At 62.1% G+C, this 18769-nt stretch carries 19 protein-coding genes; 8 read left to right on the top strand and 11 right to left on the bottom strand.

The genetic code is table 11. From position 1 onward, the window contains the following. Positions 1-3 precede the first annotated feature (3 nt). Positions 4-795, bottom strand: a complete 792-nt coding sequence (locus BLT00_RS11250) for a dienelactone hydrolase family protein (RefSeq protein ID WP_092145264.1) — start codon at positions 793-795, stop codon at positions 4-6. Between the two features lie 147 nt (positions 796-942). Here BLT00_RS11250 and BLT00_RS11255 point away from each other — a divergent pair, with 147 nt between their 5' ends. The 3 genes from BLT00_RS11255 to BLT00_RS11265 all read left to right on the top strand — a co-directional run bounded on the left by BLT00_RS11255 (position 943) and on the right by BLT00_RS11265 (position 3667). Continuing rightward, complete coding sequence (locus BLT00_RS11255) at positions 943-1542, top strand: hypothetical protein (protein ID WP_092145266.1); 600 nt, start codon at positions 943-945, stop codon at positions 1540-1542. 104 nt (positions 1543-1646) lie between these two features. Next, positions 1647-2324 (top strand): response regulator, encoded by a 678-nt coding sequence (locus BLT00_RS11260; RefSeq protein WP_014339772.1) that lies wholly within the window; start codon positions 1647-1649, stop codon positions 2322-2324. After that, positions 2321-3667 (top strand): ATP-binding protein, encoded by a 1347-nt coding sequence (locus BLT00_RS11265; protein ID WP_063324739.1) that lies wholly within the window; start codon positions 2321-2323, stop codon positions 3665-3667. The genes BLT00_RS11260 and BLT00_RS11265 overlap by 4 nt, the downstream gene beginning before the upstream one ends. A gap of 163 nt (positions 3668-3830) precedes the next feature. Here the strand turns inward: BLT00_RS11265 and BLT00_RS11275 are convergent, their stop codons facing one another. Then, entirely contained in the window at positions 3831-4829 is a 999-nt protein-coding gene (locus BLT00_RS11275; protein WP_092145270.1) for an AraC family transcriptional regulator, read from the bottom strand. 333 nt (positions 4830-5162) lie between these two features. Between BLT00_RS11275 and BLT00_RS11280 the strand changes: the two genes are divergently transcribed. Beyond that, the gene (locus BLT00_RS11280; RefSeq protein WP_092145272.1) at positions 5163-6515 is read left to right on the top strand and encodes a dicarboxylate/amino acid:cation symporter; all 1353 of its coding nucleotides are present in this window, start codon (positions 5163-5165) and stop codon (positions 6513-6515) included. Between the two features lie 303 nt (positions 6516-6818). Beyond that, on the top strand, positions 6819-8000 hold the full coding sequence (locus tag BLT00_RS11285) for a CaiB/BaiF CoA transferase family protein (RefSeq protein WP_092145274.1): 1182 nt from the start codon (positions 6819-6821) through the stop codon (positions 7998-8000). Positions 8001-8049: 49 nt separating this feature from the next. Here BLT00_RS11285 and BLT00_RS11290 read toward each other — a convergent pair whose 3' ends face one another. After that, positions 8050-8544 (bottom strand): SprT family zinc-dependent metalloprotease, encoded by a 495-nt coding sequence (locus BLT00_RS11290; protein WP_003204703.1) that lies wholly within the window; start codon positions 8542-8544, stop codon positions 8050-8052. Between the two features lie 172 nt (positions 8545-8716). Beyond that, a complete protein-coding gene (locus BLT00_RS11295; RefSeq protein ID WP_058542562.1) occupies positions 8717-9319 on the bottom strand; it encodes a Yip1 family protein in 603 nt (200 codons plus the stop codon). A 416-nt stretch (positions 9320-9735) separates the two neighbouring features. On the opposite strand from BLT00_RS11295, the gene ttcA reads away from it, so the two are divergent. Both ttcA and BLT00_RS11305 read left to right on the top strand, forming a co-directional pair. Continuing rightward, the gene (gene ttcA, locus BLT00_RS11300) at positions 9736-10560 is read left to right on the top strand and encodes a tRNA 2-thiocytidine(32) synthetase TtcA (RefSeq protein WP_063324743.1); all 825 of its coding nucleotides are present in this window, start codon (positions 9736-9738) and stop codon (positions 10558-10560) included. Between the two features lie 81 nt (positions 10561-10641). Further along, positions 10642-11316: a DNA-3-methyladenine glycosylase I gene (locus tag BLT00_RS11305; RefSeq protein WP_063324744.1), complete on the top strand. Its 675-nt coding sequence runs from the start codon at positions 10642-10644 to the stop codon at positions 11314-11316. A gap of 87 nt (positions 11317-11403) precedes the next feature. Here BLT00_RS11305 and BLT00_RS11310 read toward each other — a convergent pair whose 3' ends face one another. The 3 genes from BLT00_RS11310 to arsC are packed head-to-tail and all read right to left on the bottom strand — an operon-like array spanning position 11404 to position 12777. Then, positions 11404-11829: a DUF2069 domain-containing protein gene (locus tag BLT00_RS11310; protein WP_092145276.1), complete on the bottom strand. Its 426-nt coding sequence runs from the start codon at positions 11827-11829 to the stop codon at positions 11404-11406. Then, a complete protein-coding gene (gene wrbA / locus BLT00_RS11315; protein ID WP_092145278.1) occupies positions 11822-12427 on the bottom strand; it encodes an NAD(P)H:quinone oxidoreductase in 606 nt (201 codons plus the stop codon). The genes BLT00_RS11310 and wrbA overlap by 8 nt, the downstream gene beginning before the upstream one ends. Next, positions 12424-12777, bottom strand: a complete 354-nt coding sequence (arsC, locus tag BLT00_RS11320; protein ID WP_057448610.1) for an arsenate reductase (glutaredoxin) — start codon at positions 12775-12777, stop codon at positions 12424-12426. The genes wrbA and arsC overlap by 4 nt, the downstream gene beginning before the upstream one ends. Before the next feature lie 114 nt (positions 12778-12891). On the opposite strand from arsC, the gene BLT00_RS11325 reads away from it, so the two are divergent. Further along, on the top strand, positions 12892-13359 hold the full coding sequence (locus BLT00_RS11325) for a TlpA disulfide reductase family protein (protein WP_063324746.1): 468 nt from the start codon (positions 12892-12894) through the stop codon (positions 13357-13359). A gap of 192 nt (positions 13360-13551) precedes the next feature. On the opposite strand, the gene BLT00_RS11330 is transcribed toward BLT00_RS11325, so the two are convergent. From BLT00_RS11330 to BLT00_RS11345, 4 genes are all read right to left on the bottom strand, one after another. Beyond that, entirely contained in the window at positions 13552-13956 is a 405-nt protein-coding gene (locus BLT00_RS11330) for an META domain-containing protein (RefSeq protein ID WP_003204689.1), read from the bottom strand. Further along, positions 13956-14390: a hypothetical protein gene (locus BLT00_RS11335; RefSeq protein ID WP_092145280.1), complete on the bottom strand. Its 435-nt coding sequence runs from the start codon at positions 14388-14390 to the stop codon at positions 13956-13958. Before BLT00_RS11335 ends, BLT00_RS11330 begins: the two co-directional genes overlap by 1 nt. A gap of 337 nt (positions 14391-14727) precedes the next feature. Then, a complete protein-coding gene (locus BLT00_RS11340) occupies positions 14728-15717 on the bottom strand; it encodes a 2-hydroxyacid dehydrogenase (RefSeq protein ID WP_063324748.1) in 990 nt (329 codons plus the stop codon). A 66-nt stretch (positions 15718-15783) separates the two neighbouring features. Then, positions 15784-18534 (bottom strand): response regulator, encoded by a 2751-nt coding sequence (locus BLT00_RS11345; RefSeq protein WP_063325240.1) that lies wholly within the window; start codon positions 18532-18534, stop codon positions 15784-15786. Between the last annotated feature and the right edge of the window lie 235 nt (positions 18535-18769).

The following is an 18769-nucleotide window of genomic DNA, read 5'->3' on the forward strand; positions in this document are numbered from 1 at the left end:
CTCTCAGTCAAAAACTTTCTTGAAGAACTTCTGCATATCCGCCCACGATTTCTCATCGGCTTCCTTGTTGTAGCCAATGTCCGGCCCGCCATGTTCGCCGTGGCTCAAACGGTCGGCATCGGGGTTGCTGAAGCCGTGCTTGGCGCCTTCGAGGCTGACGAATTTATAGTCGGCGCCGGCCTTGTCCATCTCGCTCTTGAACGCGGTGACGTTGTCCTGGGTGACCATGCTGTCCAGGGCGCCATGCTCGACCAGCACCTTGGCCTTGACGCTGCCAGGTGTTGCCGGGGTGTTGGTCACCAGCGCACCGTGGAAGCTCACCACGCCGGCCAGCGGCACACCCTGGCGCGCCGCATCGAGTACCACCTTGCCGCCGAAGCAGTAGCCGATGGCAGCGAGTTTATCCGGATCGGTCTGGGGTTGTTTTTTCAGCAGGTCCAACCCCGCCTGGAAGCGTGCGCTGGCGGCCTTGCCGTCCTTGAGCGCCGCCTGCATGAAGGCCATGGCGTCCTTGGGGTGCTCGGTGTTCTTGCCGTCGCCGTACATGTCGATGGCCAGGGCGCTATAGCCCAGGCCGGCGAGGTCACGGGCACGGCGCTTGGCGTAGTCGTTCAACCCCCACCATTCATGCACCACCACCACGCCCGGGCGCGGGCCCTTGACGGTGTCGTCATACGCGTAATAGCCGATCAGCTTGGTGCCGTCGGCACTGGTGTAGGGGAGCTCCTGGGTCTGGATGGCGGCTTGGCTCACGCCGCTAATGGCCAGAAGTACAACAGCAAGCAGCCTGCGCATGATGGATCTCCTTAAAAAGTGCTGAGACAGGACACTCTAGCCGATTCATTCAGCGAAGGTTCAGAGAACGTTCAAGGGGGGTTCAGGTATCGCTGGTTAAGGTGACGGCGACTTCACAGTTCACCCACGTTGCAAAGGAACTTGATCATGACTGCTATGAAAAAACTGCTGTTGGCTTTCACCGTGCTGGGCGCCAGCGCCCTGGCCCACGCCGATGACAACTTCGCCAGCCTGACCCTCGGCCAGACCAGCGACAAGGTGAAGAAATCCAGCGCCTTGGACAGCGCCCTGAACAACCCGAACGCCGACGGCGTCATCGGCAAGGACACCACGTATGGCCTGCGACTGGGCAAGCAAAACGACCAGGGCCGCTACTACGCCACCTACGACAACGTCTCGGGCACCCACAACGGCATCAAGCTGCGCCAGGAAAACCTGCTGGGCAGCTACGATGTGTTCTATCCGGTCACCAGCAGCACCAAGCTGTTCGGTGGCGGCACGGCGGGCCTGACCAAGCTGACCCAGGATTCTCCCGGCTTCAGCCGCGACAGCGACATTGGCTACGCAGTGGGCTTGCAAGGGGGCGTGCTGCAACAAATTTCGCAGAACACCTCGGTTGAACTGGGTTACCGTTACCTGCGCAGCAACGCCAGCACCGAGATGAGCCCGCACGGTGGCGATAAGGTTGGCTCGTTGGACCTGACCAGCAGCGCCCAGACCTACCTGTCCGCCAACTACACGTTCTAAGCGGTTGATGGTGAGCGTATCCAGCCGGATCGGTCGAAGACGATCCGGCGCCTTTCGTTGAAGTGCGCCGCACTGGATTGTTTGATTTGCCTGGGAGAGGCTCCATGAAATTACTGGTCGTCGAAGACGAAGCGCTGTTGCGTCACCACCTGCAAACCCGTCTCACCGACAGCGGCCATGTGGTGCAGGCCGTGGCCAATGCCGAAGAGGCCTTGTACCAGGTTCGGGAATTCAACCATGACCTGGCGGTGATCGACCTGGGCTTGCCGGGCATCAGCGGGCTGGAGCTGATCCGCCGGCTGCGCTCGCAGGACAAGACGTTTCCGATCCTGATCCTCACCGCCCGCGGCAACTGGCAGGACAAGGTCGAAGGCCTGGCCGCCGGCGCCGACGACTACGTGGTCAAGCCGTTTCAGTTCGAAGAGCTGGAGGCCCGGCTGAACGCCCTGTTGCGCCGCTCCAGTGGTTTTACCCAATCGACCATCGTCGCCGGTCCGTTGCTGCTCGACCTTAACCGCAAGCAGGCGTCCCTCGATGAGGAGCCGCTGGCGTTGACTGCCTACGAGTACCGCATCCTCGAATACCTCATGCGCCATCACCAGCAGGTGGTGGCCAAGGACCGCTTGATGGAGCAGCTTTACCCCGATGACGACGAGCGTGATCCCAATGTCATCGAAGTGCTGGTCGGGCGCCTGCGCCGTAAGCTGGAAGCGCCGGCGGGCTTCAAGCCGATCGATACCGTGCGCGGCCTGGGCTACCTGTTCAACGAGCGCTGCCAGTGATTCGTTCGCTTCGCCTGCGGTTGATGCTGGCCGCCATGACCCTGGCGGTGCTGTTCATGCTGGCCTTGTTGCCGGCCATGCAAGGCGCGTTCAGCCTGGCGCTGCAGGAATCCATCGAGCAACGCCTGGCTTCGGACGTGACCACGCTGATTTCCGCCGCCCGAGTGGAAAACAACCGCTTGAGGATGCCGGCGCAGTTGCCCGATGAGCGCTTCAACCTCGCCGATGCCCGCCTGCTGGGCTACATCTACGATCGCGAGGGGCGGTTGGTCTGGCGCTCGAAGGCGACCCAGGAAGAAAACATCAATTACACGCCACGCTATGACGGCCAGGGCAACCAGTTCGCGCGCATTCGCGAGAACGACGGCCAGGAGTTTTTTGTCTATGACGTCGAGATCAAGCTGCTCGGCGGCCAGAGCGCGGCGTTCAGCATCGTTACCTTGCAACCGGTGCGCGACTATGAGGTGACCCTGCAGGGCCTGCGGGACAATCTGTACTTGGGCTTTGGCGCGGCCCTGTTGGTGTTGCTGGCGCTGTTGTGGATCGGCCTGACCTGGGGCCTGCGGGCGCTGCGGCGCCTGAGCCAGGAACTGGACGAAATCGAAAGCGGGGCCCGGGAAAGCCTCAGTACCGAGCATCCCCGGGAACTGTTGCGCCTGACCGGCTCCCTCAACCGCCTGCTGTACAGCGAGCGGGAGCAACGCAGCCGTTATCGCGATTCCCTCGATGACCTGGCCCACAGCTTGAAGACCCCGTTGGCGGTGTTGCAGGGCGTCAGCGAGGACATGGCCCGACGCCCGGAGGACCGTGGACAGGCTTGGGTGCTGCAAACCCAGATCGAGCGCATGAGCCAGCAGATCGGCTACCAGTTGCAGCGCGCCAGCCTGCGCAAAAGCGGGCTGGTGCGCCATCAGGTGCGCTTGCGCCCGGTGTTGCAAAGCCTGTGTGACACCCTGGACAAGGTCTATCGCGACAAACGAGTCAATGTCAGTTTCGATCTGCCGGAGCACTGCCAGGTGCCGATCGAACAGGGCGCCTTGCTGGAGATGCTCGGCAACCTGCTGGAAAACGCCTATCGGCTGTGCCTGGGCGAGGTGCGCGTCAGCGTGCACCAGACCCTTGGCGGTACGGAGTTGAGTGTCGAGGACGACGGGCCGGGTGTGCCACCGGATCAACGTGCGCGGATTCTCCAGCGGGGCGAGCGACTGGATCGCCAGCATCCGGGGCAGGGGATCGGACTGGCGGTGGTGGAAGACATCATCGAGAGCTACGGCGCCAAGTTGACCCTGGGGGATTCAGAGCTGGGCGGGGCGGCGTTCCGGATTCATTTTCCGGTGGTTTGACTGGAATACTTCGGTGGGGTTGCCGGCCTTTGTGGCGAGGGAGCTTGCTCCCGCTGGGCTGCGAAGCGGCCCCAAGAACTTGCGAGCGCTGCGCACTCGAGCGGGAGCAAGCTCCCTCGCCACAGGGGCCGGCGGGCTCCCCACAGGATTTGGATGTCACCACTCAATTCTCCTGCTCCCGATAAGCCCCCGGCGTCAGCCCCGTCCACTTCTTGAACGCCCGGTGAAACGCCGATGGCTCTGAGAAACCCAACTGCTCGGCAATCTGCTGCAACGACAGGTCCGCCCGCCCCAAGTGGTAGATGGCGATATCCCGCCGCAGCTGATCCTTGAGTTCCTGGAAGCTGGTGCCTTCTTCACGCAAATGCCGGCGCAAGGTCTGCGGGCTGATGTGCAGATGGCCGGCGACGGTGTCCAGGTCGGGCCAGCGGGCGGTGTCGCGGCTGAGCAGGCGGCGCAGTTGGCTGCTCAGGCTATGGCCATCGTCCGGGCGCGACAGCAGGTCGGCGGGGGAGCGTTCGAGGAAATGCTTGAGGGTGCGTTCGTCCTGCAGCAGTGGCATGTCCAGGTAACGGCTGTGGAACAACAGGCTGCTGCTGCGCGCTTCGAACACCAGTGGACAGGAAAAAAGTAAGTCGTATTCGGCACCGTGGGCGGGTTTGGTGTAGCCGAAAGTCGCCTGTTCCAGGCCGATACGCTGGCCGATCAGCCAACTGGCCAGGCGATGCCAGACTACCAGCAAGCTTTCAGTCAGAAAATGATCCGGGTCCCACAGCGTCGAATCGTCCAGCACCAGCCGCACTCGCTCGCCTTCGGCTTCCAGGGTCAGGCTCGGCGCGTCGGGGAACAGGCTGTAGAACAGCAAGCCGCGTTGAAGGGCCTTGCCCAGGGTCCGACAGTGGATCAACGCGTGACACATCATGGCAAACGTCCCGGGTTTACTCGCAGCCCTACCGAATCCCAGGTATTCGTCCCCCAATGCCAGCCACAGCGCCTGCAACAGGCGCGCGAACTGCTCGGGCGCAATCCGCGCGCGCGGCTCATCCAACAGCTCTGGGCTGATGCCCAGCTGTTGCAGCACAGGAACATAGTCGAAGCCTTGCCGGCGCGCGCCGCCCAAGGCTGCGCGGGCGAAGTGGCTGGCGATCGTGCGTTGGCGCATGGCTGGAATCCGTCCGTTAAGCGGGCGATGGTAGCAGGGCACTGCGGCCCGACAAGGCGGATATCCGCCAAATCCCGGAGTGATAAACACCCCGTGGGCGGAAATCCGCCACATTCCACGGCCGTGTTTAACTCGTGAATAATTCCAGAACCCTTCTGCGACAGCGTTTGTAGGGGTTTTCTGAAAAATGGCACGAGCCTTGCGATACAGCACACAGGTCTGCCGCGTGCAGCCGACAAAAAACAAATCCCTCCAGTGCAGGAGGGTTCGCAATTGAGGTGCCGTGGACGACAGGTGGAAGTCGTCAAACGGGACTCTTGAGGAAGGTTTGCCATGACGACTCGTCAGCCACTGTACAAATCCTTGTATTTCCAAGTGATCGTAGCCATTGCCATCGGCATTTTGCTCGGCCACTTCTACCCGCAGACTGGTGTTGCCCTCAAGCCGTTCGGTGACGGGTTCATCAAACTGATCAAAATGGTCATCGCCCCCATCATTTTCTGTACCGTCGTCAGCGGCATCGGCGGTATGCAGAACATGAAATCGGTCGGCAAGACCGGCGGCTATGCGCTGCTGTACTTTGAAATTGTCTCCACCATCGCCCTGCTGATCGGTCTGGTGGTGGTCAACGTCGTGCAGCCGGGCGCCGGCATGCACATTGACGTATCGACTCTGGACACCAGCAAGATCGCCGGTTTCATCAGCGCCAGTAAAGACCAGAGCATCATTGCCTTCATTCTCAACGTGATCCCGAACACCATCGTCGGCGCGTTCGCCAACGGCGACATCCTGCAAGTACTGATGTTCTCGGTGCTCTTCGGCTTCGCCCTGCATCGCCTGGGTGCCTACGGCAAGCCGGTACTGGACTTCATCGATCGCTTCGCCCATGTGATGTTCATCATCATCAACATGATCATGAAGCTGGCGCCGATCGGTGCGTTCGGTGCCATGGCCTTCACCATCGGCGCCTACGGTGTCGGTTCGCTGGTGCAACTGGGCCAGCTGATGATCTGCTTCTATATCACCTGCGTGGTGTTCGTGCTGGTAGTACTGGGCGCCATCTGCCGCGCCCACGGCTTCAGCGTCGTCAAGCTGATCCGCTACATCCGTGAAGAACTGCTGATCGTGCTGGGCACTTCCTCGTCGGAATCGGCCCTGCCACGCATGCTGATCAAGATGGAGCGCCTGGGTGCCAAGAAGTCGGTCGTAGGCCTGGTGATCCCGACTGGCTACTCGTTCAACCTCGACGGTACGTCGATCTACCTGACCATGGCCGCGGTGTTCATCGCCCAGGCCACCGATACCCCGATGGACCTGACTCACCAGATCACCCTGCTGTTGGTGCTGCTGTTGTCGTCCAAAGGTGCGGCTGGCGTAACCGGTAGCGGCTTCATCGTGCTGGCGGCCACCCTGTCGGCCGTGGGCACCTTGCCGGTGGCCGGTCTGGCACTGATTCTGGGTATCGACCGCTTCATGTCCGAAGCTCGCGCCCTGACCAACCTGGTGGGCAACGCCGTTGCCACGATCGTGGTTGCCAAGTGGGTCAAGGAACTGGACGAAGACCAGTTGCAGACCGAGCTGGCTTCCGGTGGTCGTGGTATCGCCGATGTCCGTGAAGATGACGAGCAGATCGCGGCGGCGCAGATTGCAGCGGCTGAGTCCTCTGCTCCAGGCACTGTGAAGTAATCTTCAGGCTGTAATGAAAAACCCGCTTCGGCGGGTTTTTTATTGGAAGAACTCTTCCGTCGAGGAGGCTTCTGTGGCGAGGGAGCTTGCTCCCGCTGGGTTGCGAAGCGACCCTAAGATGTATCTGCCACCGCGGTGCTTCAGACAAATGGCGGGGGGCTGCTGCGCAGCCCAGCGGGAGCAAGCTCCCTCGCCACAAGAGCTCTCACGCTGAGCGCAATGGTCATCCAGACTGGCACCTGCGGTGATTGCCCTACCACCAACCCCTGCCTAGTCTTTAGCCATCACCCACCGGAGATCGCTATGCAAGGCCCACTGGCATCGCTCAAGGTTCTGGATTTCTCGACCCTGCTGCCCGGCCCGTTTGCCTCGCTGTTGCTGGCAGACATGGGGGCCGAGGTGTTGCGCATCGAGTCGCCGACCCGCCAGGACCTGCTGCGGGTGCTGCCGCCCCATGATCAGGGCACCTCGGCCAGCCACGCCTACCTCAACCGTAACAAACGCAGCCTGGCCCTGGACCTCAAACAACCGGAAGCGTTAGCGGTGGTCACGCAATTGCTGGAGGACTACGACATCCTGCTGGAACAGTTCCGCCCCGGCGTGATGGAGCGGTTGGGCCTGGGATACGAAGCCTTGAAAGCCATCAATCCGCGGCTGATCTATGTGTCGATCACCGGCTACGGCCAGACCGGGCCCTACAAGGACCGCGCCGGTCACGACATCAATTACCTGGCCCTGGCGGGGCTGGCCAGCCACACCGGCCGCGCCGACAGCGGTCCGTTGCCGCTGGGGATCCAGGCGGCGGACATCGCCGGAGGTTCGTTGCATGGGGTGATCGGGCTGTTGGCGGCGGTCATCGCCCGCCAGCAAACCGGTCAGGGGCAGCATCTTGACGTGAGCATGACCGACTGTGTGTTCAGCCTCAACGCCATGGCCGGTGCCGGTTACCTGGCCTGCGGTGTCGAGCCGGGGCGGGAAAAACAGATGCTCAACGGCGGCAGCTTCTATGACTATTACCGCACCCGCGATGGTCGCTGGATGTCGGTGGGTAGCCTGGAACCGGTGTTCATGCAGGCGTTGTGCGAGGCCTTGGGACGGCCGGAACTGGCGGCCCTCGGGTTGTCGCCCAAGCCTGAACAACAGCACGCTCTTAAGCAGGCGCTGCAAGCCGAGTTTGAAAAACGCGATTTTGCCGAGCTGTGCAGCCTGTTTGCCGGGATCGATGCCTGCGTCGAGCCGGTCCTGAGCCTGGAGGAAGCTGTTCGGCATCCGCAGTTACAGGCTCGGGCGCTGGTGACACAGGTGCCCCGGGGCGATGGTTCAAGCCAGGCGCAGATGGCTTGTCCGTTGAGATTTTCCGGAGGGTTGCCTGAGCCTCGGCATATTGGCGCGGGATTGGGGGCGCATACGGATCAGGTGTTGGGGGAGTTGGGGTTCAGTGCGCAGCGGATCGCTCAATTGCGGGATGCCAAGGTGATTTTGTAGTGCCCTTTAGGGCCTCTTCGCGGGCCAGCCCAGACACCACAAAAGCCTGCTATTCCACCCGGGTTTCTCCACTGAACACCAAGGTATTGCGACAGCTTCGGCACAAATACCGCCGCCCCTGGCGCACCAGGCTGTGGCGCTGGGCCGAGAACGGGAAGTCGCTGCCGTCGCAGGGGCATTTGTAGATGTAGCGGGTCACGCTGCGGCGTTTGATTTCGTAGGTGTGGCAGCGGTTGGGCGGCAGTTCGTACACCCCACGCATGATCAGTTGCCATTCTTCGCCATGGGGCTGGATGCGTTCGCCAAACAGTTGATGGGCGATCAGGTGCGCGACTTCATGGGCGACGGTCTGCTTGAGGAAGTCTTCGGCGTTTTCCCGGTACAACTGTGGATTGAAGCGCAGCAGATTCTCATGCAGGTGTGCAACGCCGGCCTTCTGGCCACGCAATTTGAAGCTGACCACTGGGCGTTTGAAAGGACGTTTGAAAAAGGATTCGGCTTGTTGGTAACACTCTTCGACGCGGGTATTGAGTTGCTCGAGCATGCTTTACGGGTCTCCAGAAGCCCGAGTATGCCGCAAGCGTCGGCCGTTGCGAATCGTCCAGGCGCCCAGCGGTCGTGTCGAGCGGCTCAAACACAGGAAGGCCGCCTTGCGGCGGCCTGTGTCGGCAGATCCTGTTTTTATTGGAGGGTACTATCGGGACCGTTTCAATCCTTCAATTGGTATAGACCGGGCCGACGCCGAGCCCCCAGACAATCACCGTGAACGCCATGATGGCTACCAGCACCACCAGGCCTACGGCAAGCACCGAACTGGAAAACAGAAAACCTTCGTCCTGGGGAATGTTCATGAACGTCGGCAAGCCCACATACAGCAGGTAGACCGTGTAGCAGATCGCCGCCGTGCCGACGATCATCCCCAGCCACATGTGCGGGTAGAGCGCCGCCAGGCCGCCGATGAACAACGGTGTCGCGGTGTAGGTGGCGAACGCGACGCAACGGGCCAGGCTCGGGTTGGCGTCATAGGTTCGGGCCATCCAGTGGATGAAGGCGCCCATCACTGCCACACCGCCCAACATGGCCAGGTACGACATGACGGTCATCCACAGCGCACTTTCCTGGGTAAGCATGACCGGTGCACGATTGCCGATGACCCATCCCACCTGCGTGGTGCCGATGAACGCCGATACCGCGGGAATGGCCGCCAGGATCAGCGTATGGGTGAGGTACATGTGGCTGATGCTTTCCTCCTGATCGCCACGGATTTCTTTCCATTCTTGATCAGGGTGGGTAAAGAGCCCCACGACATGATGGATCATAGTCAGTCACTCCTTTGTTATTGCCATCGCCCCCCAACGGAGCGCCTACGGGCCAAATGGCCGGGTAAGTAAAGGTCTGTAAGTGTGTGCGACCTTATGTCGCAGTATAGAAAGGAGTCACCCCAAGGGGGATGGGGGGCTTAGAGCAAATCGCGCTGTAAAGGAGCCGGTTAATCGCGGCTTGATCTGTGTGCGTAATTCTCAGGCGAAGAGATTCATGTGGCGAGGGAGCTTGCTCCCGCTGGACTGCGCAGCAGGCCCCTGCGTTCTGTCCGGCACCGCGGTGATACATACATTTTCGGGGCTGCTTCGCACCCCAGCGGGAGCAAGCTCCCTCGCCACAGGGGGGCGGTGCCATACGGGAGGTTTTTTGCGTAAAATGCCGCCCTTTCGTCACACCTCACGGATTTCGCGTCATGGGCACTCTTACGGTCAACCAGAACAAACTGCAAAAGCGCCTGCGCCGCCTGGCCGGTGAGGCGGTCGCCGATTTCAACATGATCGAGGACGGTGACAAGGTCATGGTCTGCCTGTCCGGCGGCAAGGACAGCTACACCTTGCTCGATGTGCTGATGCATCTGCAGAAGGTTGCGCCGATCAAGTTCGACATCGTCGCGGTAAACATGGACCAGAAGCAGCCCGGGTTCCCCGAGCATGTGCTGCCGGCCTACCTTGAATCGCTGGGTGTGGAATATCACATCGTCGAGAAAGACACCTATTCGGTGGTCAAGGAACTGATTCCCGAAGGCAAGACCACCTGTTCGCTGTGCTCACGCCTGCGGCGCGGAACGCTCTACACCTTCGCCGACGAGATCGGCGCAACCAAGATGGCCCTGGGGCACCATCGCGACGACATCGTCGAGACCTTTTTCCTGAACATGTTCTACAACGGCTCGCTCAAGGCCATGCCGCCCAAGCTGCGAGCCGATGACGGGCGCAACGTGGTGATCCGGCCATTGGCCTATTGCAGCGAGAAAGACATCCAGGCCTATTCGGATTTCAAGCAATTCCCGATCATCCCCTGCAACCTGTGCGGCTCCCAGGAAAACCTGCAACGTCAGGTGGTCAAGGAAATGCTCCAGGAGTGGGAGCGCAAGACGCCGGGCCGTACCGAGAGCATTTTCCGCGGCTTGCAGAACGTCATTCCGTCGCAACTGGCGGACCGCAACCTGTTCGACTTCACCAACCTGCGCATCGACGAAAACGCCACGCCGCGGTTCGTCAACGTGGTGAACCTCTGACGGCGCCAACCGCTCTATTCACGGCGCCAATGGCTATAAGGGCCACTGGCGCCGTTTTCATTTCCGACCCCAGGAGAGGGCATGCGCGATTACAAGTGGCTGCACGAGTATTGTCTGAACCGCTTCGGTTCGGCGGCTGAACTGGAAGCCCACCTGCCGGTTCCCAAGACCCCGGCGCAACTGCGCAAGATCGGCGACGACCGCTACCTTTCGACCATGGCGCTGCGGGTGTTCCGCGCCGGGCTCAAGCACAGCCTGGTGGACGCCAAGTGGCCGGCGTTCGAAGAGGTGTTCTTCAAGTTCGATCCGGAGAAAGTCGTGCTGATGAGCGCCGAGCACCTGGAGCGGTTGATGCAGGACGCGCGGATCATCCGCCATCTGGGCAAGCTCAAGAGCGTACCGCGCAACGCGCAACTGATATTGGACGTGGCCCACGAAAAGGGCAGCTTCGCCGCACTGGTCGCCGACTGGCCAGTGACCGACATCGTCGGCCTGTGGACGTACCTGAAAAAACGCGGCCATCAACTGGGCGGCCTGTCGGCGCCGCGCTTTTTGCGGATGATGGGCAAGGACACCTTCGTGCCCAGTTATGACGTGGTGGCCGCGCTCAATGCCCAGGACATCATCGACAAAGTCCCCACCAGCCAGCGGGACCTGGCGACGGTGCAGAATGCCTTCAACCAGTGGCATGAAGAGAGCGGGGGAAGGCCCATGAGCCAGATATCGATGATGCTGGCGTATACCGTGAATCATTGAGACCGCGTTGCGGCCATCGCGAGCAAGCTCGCTCCCACAGGGACTCGATGGCACCCTGTGTGCGAGCTTGCTCGCGATAGCGGTGTATCAGGCGACGGAGACATCTCCCTCGCCCGCCAACCGTCGATTCAACTGAAACCGCCACCGCACATACAACAACGCCGAGCAGAACACCGCCACGCTCGCCGCCATTTCCAGCACGCCGAACAGTTGCCGGTTCGGGTCATAGGCTGCCAGTGCGCCCTTGATGAAATACAGGTTCACCACGAAGCACATCCACGAGTGTCCGCGGGCGCTGCCGCTGAGCATGCCGGGCGCGAGTATCAGCAGCGGCACCAGTTCGATCAGCAGAATCACCCAGGGCCGCGCGCCGTGCAGGTCGGCGATCAGCAGGTAATAGGCGCTGAGCAGCCCCACCAGGACGAAAAAACACAGCAGGCTGAGGGCGCGGGCGATGCGTACGCGCGGTTCCAGCCATTGGATCGAAGGCAGGATCTTCGGCTTCTTAGCCACGGCCGTTCTCCAGCAACAGGGCGGTTTTCGCCAGGCGCAAACCCAAGGCGCGGCACAGGGCAACCTCATGTTCGTTCAAGCCGCTTTTACCGTCGGCCCCGGCGTGATGGCTCGGGCCGTAGGGCGTGCCACCGCCCAGGGTGTCGATCAGGGCCGATTCGCTGTAGGGCAGGCCGGTGATCAGCATGCCGTGGTGCAGCAGTGGCAGCATCATCGACAGCAGGGTGGTTTCCTGACCACCGTGCAGGCTCGCGGTGGAGGTGAACACCCCGGCCGGTTTGCCCACCAGCGCGCCGGTCAGCCACAGGTTGCTGGTGCCGTCGAGAAAGTACTTGAGCGGCGCGGCCATGTTGCCGAAACGGGTCGGGCTGCCCAAGGCCAGGCCAGCGCAGTTCTTCAGGTCATCGAGGCTGGCGTAGAGCGGGCCTTGTTCTGGGATGTCTGGCGAAACCGCTTCGCACTCGGCGGAAATGGCCGGCACCGTACGCAACCTGGCTTCCAGCCCGGCCTGCTCGACACCACGGGCGATCTGCCGGGCCATTTCGTTGGTGGCGCCACTGCGGCTGTAATACAACACCAGGATGTACGGCGTGGTCACGGCAGGATCTCCAGGATCTTCTCCGGCGGACGGCCGATCACGGCCTTTTCTCCGGCTTCCAGAATCGGCCGTTCCATGAGTTTCGGGTGGGCGGCGATGGCTGCGATCAACTGGGCCTGGCTCAGGCTTTCGTCGGCCAGGTTCAAGTCTTTGTACTCGTCCTCGCCGGTGCGCAGCAATTGCCGGGCGGTGATGCCGAGCTTGCCCAGCAGACGCTCCAGGTGCGCGGCGTCGAGCGGGGTTTCCAGGTAGCGGACCACGGTGGGCGTCAGGCCACGGGCCTCCAACAGTTCCAGCGCACCGCGGGATTTCGAGCAGCGCGGGTTGTGATAAAGCGTCAGATCGGTCATGAGTGGGTCGCATCTTGCGTAAGGTGGCGGCTATTCTACTGTGCCGCGAAGCCCCTAGCACCTGAGAGAGGCGACGGGTCGCAGCAGCGTTCACATTCAGACAAGGATTGGCACATGGCAAGGCGATTGACGGCGGCACTGACATTTATCGGCATTTTGTTGCTCGCCGGCTGCGGGAACGACTACGGCGTGGACCAGAACGGCCAGGCAATTGCCTCGCAGCGGCTGGACAAACAATGGGTGGTGCTCAACTACTGGGCCGAATGGTGCGCGCCATGCCGTACCGAAATCCCGGAATTCAATGCCTTGGCCGAACAGCTCAAGGGGCGCAACGTCGGTGTATTCGGGGTCAACTTCGACCAGGTGCAGGGCGAAGAACTCAAGAGCGCCAGCGACAAGATGGGGATTCGCTTCACGGTGCTGGCCCGGGATCCGGCCGAGATCTTCGACCTTCCTCGCAGCGAAGGGCTACCGGTGACGTACATCATCGACAACAAGGGCAAGGTGCGCGAGCAGTTGCTGGGGGAGCAGACGGCGGCGGGGGTGATGGCCAAGCTTGAAGCGTTGCAGGCGTTCAAATAACCCCTGTCATGGCTGAGGGCTTGTGTGGCGAGGGAGCTTGCTCCCGCTGGACTGCGCAGCAGGCCCCTGCATTCCGCCTGAAACGTCAAAGTGACAGGTGCATCCGGGGGCCGCTTCGCAGCCCAGCGGGAGCAAGCTCCCTCGCCACAGGGTTAACCATGTCCCTGGTCCAACCGGGTGTGTCTGGAGGCCTCAGCCCTCTTCCAACCACCACCGCAGCGGCTTGCCCTGGGCCGGCCAGAAGCGTATTTGCTCGATGGGCGAGATGTCCCAGCGCTCGACCTTTTCCAAGGCCTGCAAGAAGCGCGTTTCTTGCTCCATCACCGCCGGGGCGCAGAGTTTGCGCGTGCTGCCGATCTTGCCGAAGCTCAAACGGTGGCCTTCCAGGGTATAGGGCGCGAACCAGTGGTTGCAGCCGCCATTGCCATAGGCGCGACCGTCATCCCCAAGGGTGATGGTCAGGTGGCTGTAGTCCATCAATGGCCGTTCACCGATCCACTCCAGGATGTAGCTGCGGTTATGTTGCAGCTGTACAGGTTCAGCGGCACAGCCCATCAGGCTCATGCCGATCAACGCGGACAGGGCCAAACGTTTCATCAGGCGGTTTCCTGGCATTTCGGGCACAGGTGTTTTTCACCCACTGTGATCCAGCCCAGTTCGGCGATCCGTGCGGAGGCGGCCGGTTTTTCGGCCTTGACGCCGAGCTTGGCATCGACGGCGAATTCGAAGCTCAGTTCCTTGGCGCAGCTGTCGCAGTTGACCTGCCAGGTGTGGATCGCCAGTTCACCGAACACCGGGCCGGTGGTCATGGCGGTCCATTGGCCCATGGGCTTGAGCAGGTGCCGCACGGTGTCCACGGTCAGGCGCATGGACAAGTCCTTGCTGCCCTTGAGCGTGACGAGCAACACATCATTGGCCTGGATCGAACCGCCATTGCCGGTGACCTGGTAGCGGCCCGGCGCCAGTGCGCGGACTTCGGTCAAGGTGTGCTGCGGGTTCATCAGGGTGTAGCGGAAATCGTGTTCGGCCATGGGTCCTCCAAATAGGCGCGACATGCTAGCACGGGGCATGGCTTTGGATGCTCCATAAGGGATCTGACCGACGAAACTCCATCCCTGTGGGAGCAAGCTCGCGATGGCGTCAGCCCAGACAACCCACAACCCGTGGCGAGGGAGCTTGCTCCCGCTCGGCTGCGCAGCAGTCGCCAACCGGATCATGCGGTCCGGCTGAAAAAATGCAGAGGCCTGCTTCGCAGGCCAGCGGGAGCAAGCTCCCTCGCCACATTGGGTTTGTGTGAAGCCGAAATTGGAGCTCGACCAAAGTCCCTGTGTGAGCGAGCTCCTACAGGGGGGGGCTGGCTAGAGCGGATCAGCCATCCACCAGGTTTTGCGGCGTGCCGGCTGCCCAGGCGGCGATGTTGTCCAGGGTGGTCATGGCAATCGCCGCCAAGGCTTCATGGGTCAGGAACGCCTGGTGAGCGGTGACGATCACGTTGGGGAAGGTCAACAGCCGGGCCAGCACGTCGTCCTGCAAGGGCAGGTCGGAGCGGTCCTTGAAAAACAGCTGGGCTTCTTCCTCGTAGACATCCAGGCCCAGATAGCCCAGCTGGCCGCTTTTCAACGCCTCGATCAAGGCCGGTGTGTCCACCAGGCCGCCACGCCCGGTATTGATCAGCATGGCGCCGCGTTGCATCGCAGCAAGCGATTGGGCATTGATCAGGTGTCGGCTTTGTTCATTGAGCGGGCAATGCAGGCTGATGATCTGCGCCTGCGCGAGCAGCTCGGCCAAGGGCAGGTAGCGGGCGCCCAAGGCTTCGACCTGCGGGTTGGGGTAGGGGTCATAGGCCAGCAACTGGCAGCCGAAGCCTGCCATGATCCGTGCGAACGTCGCGCCGATCTGCCCGGTGCCGATCACGCCAACGGTCTTGCCCACCAGATCGAACCCGGTCAGCCCATGAAGGCTGAAATTGCCGTCCCGGGTGCGGTTGTAAGCGCGGTGCAGGCAGCGATTGAGGGCCATGATCAATGCCACGGCATGTTCGGCCACGGCATGGGGCGAGTAGGCCGGCACCCGGACGATGCTCAAGCCCAGGCGCTGGGCGGCGAGCAGGTCGACGTGGTTGTAGCCGGCCGAGCGCAGGGCAATCAGCCGCGTGCCGCCTTCGGCCAGTTGCTCCAGCACCGGGGCGCTGAGGTCATCGTTGATGAAGGCACACACCACTTCATGCCGTTCGGCCAGGGCCACGGTGTCGAGGTTCAGGCGGGCGGGCTGGAATTGCAATTGAAGGCCTGCGGGCGTCGGGGCCTTGGTGAAACTGTCGCGGTCGTAGGTCTGGCTGCTGAAAAAAATCACGCGCATGGCGGCCTCCTGGCATTGGAATAGACCCAGCTTAACCGCCATCGCTCCGGTCGCCATTGCCCTGGATCAGGCGCTGATACGCGCCTCGCTGGCCAGGCGGTTGATGGCCCGCTCCAATTCTTCCAGGGCGTCGGCGGCCTTGGGATCCTGTTGCTTGAGCAGGGTTTCGCTGCGCTGGCAGGCCGCCCGCAATTGCGGTACGCCGCAGTAGCGGGTGGCGCCGTGCAGGCGGTGGACGCGTTCGATCAGTGCGTTGTGATCGTTGGCCTCGATGGCCTGGCGGATCGCTTCGCGGTCGGCTTCCAGGGAGGCCAGCAGCATCGCCAGCATGTCCGCCGCCAGGTCAGCCTTGCCGGCGGCCAGGCGAAGGCCTTCTTCGTGATCGAGCACCAACAGTTCGCTGCCGCCCGGGGCATCGCCGCTGCGCTCCGGTGACTGGTTGCGCAGGGCCAGGCCAGTCCATTTGAGCACCACCTGGGCCAGTTGCCGCTCGCTGATGGGTTTGGTCAGGTAATCATCCATGCCACTTTGCAGCAGGGCGCGCTTTTCGTTGGCCATGGCGTGGGCGGTGAGGGCGACGATCGGCAGCGGTGTGCAGTGCCGCTCGCTTTCCCACTGGCGGACCGCCTCGGTGCTCTGGCGACCGTCCATGCCGGGCATCTGCACGTCCATCAAGACCAGGTCGAAGGTTTCCTTCTGCACGGCCTTGACCGCCGCATAACCGCTTTCCACAGCCAGCACCTTGGCGCCCATGTCTTCGAGCAGGGTCTGCACCAGCAGCAGGTTGGCCGGGTTGTCGTCCACGCACAGCACTTTCGGGGCGCGGCTGGAAACCGGTTCGTGGGGGTCGCTGCGGGTCGGGCGCGGGTTGACCAGGTCGGAAAGCGCGCGGCGCAACTTGCGGGTGCAGGCCGGCTTGGCCTGGAGCTGGCTGTGAGGGTTGGGCACCGAGAGGTGATACAGGGTCTGTTCGGTGGTGGGGCACAGCACGAGTACTTTGCAGCCCAGGTGCTCAAGGTCCCAGATGTGTTGGTTGAGGCGCTCCGGTGGCATGTCGTTGCTGGTGATGCCCAGCACGGCCAGGTCGATCGCCTGATCGGTCTGATGGGCGATGGTGATACCGTTGGTCAAGCTTTCCAGGGTGTTGAACGGCGTCACTTGCAGGCCACAGTCTTCAAGCTGGTGCTGCAAGGCCTGGCGGGCCAGTTCGTGATTCTCCAGCACCGCTACACGCCGGCCCAGCAACGGTGGGCCGGGCAGGTCCTCGGCATCGTCACGGGTCTTGGGCAGGCGCAGGCTGATCCAGAACTCCGAGCCTTCGCCCGGTGTGCTGTCGACGCCGATTTCCCCGCCCATCTGTTCCACCAGGCGCTTGGAAATCACCAGGCCCAAGCCGGTGCCCCCCGGTTGCCGCGACAGCGAGTTGTCAGCCTGGCTGAACGCCTGGAACAGCGCCCGCACATCCTGGTTGGACAGGCCGATGCCGGTGTCCTGGATGCTGATGCGCAACTGCACGCTGTCTTCGTGCTCGTCTTCGAGCATGGCCCGGGCGACGATGGTGCCCTCGCGGGTGAACTTGATGGCGTTGCTCACCAGGTTGGTGAGGATCTGCTTGAGGCGCAGTGGATCGCCCACCAGCGACAGCGGTGTGTCCCGGTAGACTAGGCTCACCAGTTCCAACTGCTTGGCGTGGGCGGCCGGGGCGAGGATGGTCAGGGTGTCCTGCAGCAGGTCGCGCAAGTTGAACGGAATGCTGTCGAGTACCAGCTTGCCGGCCTCGATCTTCGAAAAGTCGAGGATCTCGTTGATGATCCCCAGCAGGCTGTCGGCGGATTTTTCAATGGTACCCAGGTAGTCGAGCTGGCGTGGGGTCAGTTCGCTTTTCTGCAACAGGTGGGTAAAGCCGAGGATACCGTTGAGCGGCGTGCGGATTTCATGGCTCATGTTCGCCAGGAACTCGGATTTGATCCGGCTCGCTTCCAGGGCTTCCTTGCGAGCCAGGTCCAGCTCGATGTTCTGGATCTCGATGGTTTCCAGGTTCTGGCGCACGTCCTCGGTGGCCTGGTCGATGCTGTGCTGCAATTCTTCCTGGGCGTTCTGCAAGGTACTGGCCATGCGGTTGATGCCCGAGGCCAATTCGTCCAGCTCCTGGCTGCCCAGCGGCGGCAGGCGGGTTTCCAGGTGACCGTCCTTGAGTTGTGCCACGGCCTGCTTGATCTGGCTCAGTGGGCGGTTAATCGTGCGGCCCATGCGCAGGGCCAGCAAGCCGGTCAGGCACAGGCCAGCGGCGATCAGCAGCAGGCTGGCGAACAGGCTGCGATAGCCGCGCAGCAACATACCGCTGTGGGACAACTCCAACTCGACCCAGCCCAACAGGCGGTCGGCTTCTTCGGGAATCAGTTCCCCCGCCAGGTTGCGGTGCTTGCCGAATACCGGCAGCAAGTAGCGCGTGGCGTCGTTGCCAGTGCGTTGCAGTAGCTGCGTGCTGTTGCCCTCCGGCGCCCGGTTGAGCATGGTCGGGCCGGCGTGGGCCAGTGGTACGCGGTCGGGGGCGAGGAAGGTGACGGCGCGCACGTCCGCCTGTTCGAGGGACTGGGTGGCGATGCGCTCCAGTAGATCGATGTCCTGGCGGCTCATGGCTGGGGCGACCAGCGGCGCAAGTTGTTCGGCGATCATTTCACCGCGTTGCAACAACTGGGCATGCAGCTCCGATTGCTGCATCCAGGTGAAATAGCCGCCCAGGACCAGCGCCATCAGGCTGGTTGGCAACAGGGTCAGCAACAGCACGCGGCCTTTGATTCCCAGTTTCTTGAGCACACTTGTCTCCTGCATCCAGCGTCTGATTGAGCGGTGCGCGCATCCAGCACGCAATACCTGCGCAGTGTAGCGATTTGCGGGCGGGCGATCTTCGTAAAAATCATGCCTGCCCGCGCATCCGTACTGCCAGTCCTGTAATGACCTGGCAAGCAACCTCCGGGCCTGTGTCCGCTCAGACTCGCCCATCGGACCTTCGGTCGGGCCTGTCAACGTTAACAGGTGTTGTTTTTGTTCT

Source organism: Pseudomonas sp. NFACC51, assembly GCF_900103575.1.
In the GTDB taxonomy this organism is placed as follows: domain Bacteria; phylum Pseudomonadota; class Gammaproteobacteria; order Pseudomonadales; family Pseudomonadaceae; genus Aquipseudomonas; species Aquipseudomonas fluorescens_Q.